Source organism: Xanthomonas sp. SHU 199 (assembly GCF_000364665.1).
Classification (GTDB): Bacteria; Pseudomonadota; Gammaproteobacteria; order Xanthomonadales; family Xanthomonadaceae; genus Xanthomonas_A; species Xanthomonas_A sontii.
Window position 1 is genome coordinate 1 of sequence record NZ_AQOI01000337.1, and the last position, 1348, is coordinate 1348.

The window sequence follows — 1348 nt, forward strand, 5'->3', positions numbered from 1 at the left end:
TAGGTCCCGGCGGGATGAACGCGCTGCCGCGCCCGCCGCTCGCGTCGGCGACGCCGGCGGACCGGCGCGGGCGGCCGTTGCGCGACCTGCGGCTGTCGGTGATCGAGGCCTGCAACTTCCGCTGCGGCTACTGCATGCCTGCCGACAAGGTGCCGGACGATTACGGCTTCGACGCCGCTTCGCGGCTGTCGTTCGCGCAATTGGAGACGGTGGCCCGCGCCTTCGTCCGCAACGGCGTCAACAAGCTGCGCCTGACCGGCGGCGAACCGCTGCTGCGCCGCGATCTGCCCGAGTTGGTGCGGCGGCTGGCGCGCATCCCCGGCGTGGACGATCTGGCCATGACCACCAACGGCGCGCTGCTGGCGCGGCATGCGCAGGCCTTGCGCGAGGCCGGCCTGCGCCGGGTCACGGTCAGCCTGGATGCGATCGAGCCGGCGGTGTTCCGGAAGTTGTCCGGCGACCGTGGCGAGATCGCGCAGGTGCTGGAGGGCATCGACGCGGCGGTCGCGGCCGGGCTGGGGCCGGTCAAGCTCAATTGCGTGGTCCAGCGCGGCATCAACGACGACCAGGTGCTGCCGTTGCTGGCGCATTTCCGCGGCAGTGGCCACGTGCTGCGCTTCATCGAATACATGGACGTCGGCACCTGCAACGCCTGGCGCCGCGAGCGGGTGGTGCCTGCTGCCGAACTGCGCGACCGCATCGCCGCGCGCTGGCCGCTGCAGGCGCTGGCGCCGCACTACCCGGGCGAGGTCGCCGCGCGCTATGCGTTCGCCGATGGCGGCGGCGAGATTGGCTTCGTGACCTCGGTCAGTGCGCCGTTCTGCGGCGATTGCCACCGCGCCCGGGTCTCGGCCGACGGCCATCTCTACACCTGTCTGTTCGCGGGCGAGGGCACCGATTTGCGGCCGGCGCTGGCGGGGGGCGAGGAGGCGCTAGCCGAACGCGTGCGTGCGCTGTGGGAACGCCGCGACGATCGCTACAGCGAACTGCGCGGCGCGGCGACCGCCACGCGCGGCAAGCACGTCGAAATGTTCCTGATCGGCGGTTGAGCCATGGACGCCGCCGTGCAACGTGCGCTGGTCGCGCTGGAACTGGAATTGCTGGAACCGGCGGTGCGTGCCTCAGCGGCGCGCGTGGCGGAACTGCTCGACGACGCCTTCGTCGAGTTCGGTGCCTCCGGCCGCTGCTTCGACAAGCCGGCGGTGCTCCAGGCGTTACCGGCTGAGTCGGGCGCATTCCGCTACCGCGCTTTCGACATGCGGGCGCAGTTGTTGGCGCCGGAACTGGCGCACCTGCGCTATCGCAGCGAGCGCAGCGGCGGTGGCGAGCCGCCGCGGCAGGCGCTGCA

Annotated in this window: 2 protein-coding genes; both read left to right on the plus strand. The window is 71.9% G+C overall.

The genetic code is table 11. The features are described from left to right. The first annotated feature begins 14 nt into the window (after positions 1-14). Positions 15-1049, plus strand: coding sequence for a GTP 3',8-cyclase MoaA (gene moaA, locus D183_RS0111805; protein ID WP_017909172.1), 1035 nt, complete (start codon positions 15-17; stop codon positions 1047-1049). A 3-nt stretch (positions 1050-1052) separates the two neighbouring features. Continuing rightward, positions 1053-1348: DUF4440 domain-containing protein (locus tag D183_RS0111810; RefSeq protein ID WP_017909173.1), on the plus strand; the 296-nt coding region annotated here is incomplete at its 3' end.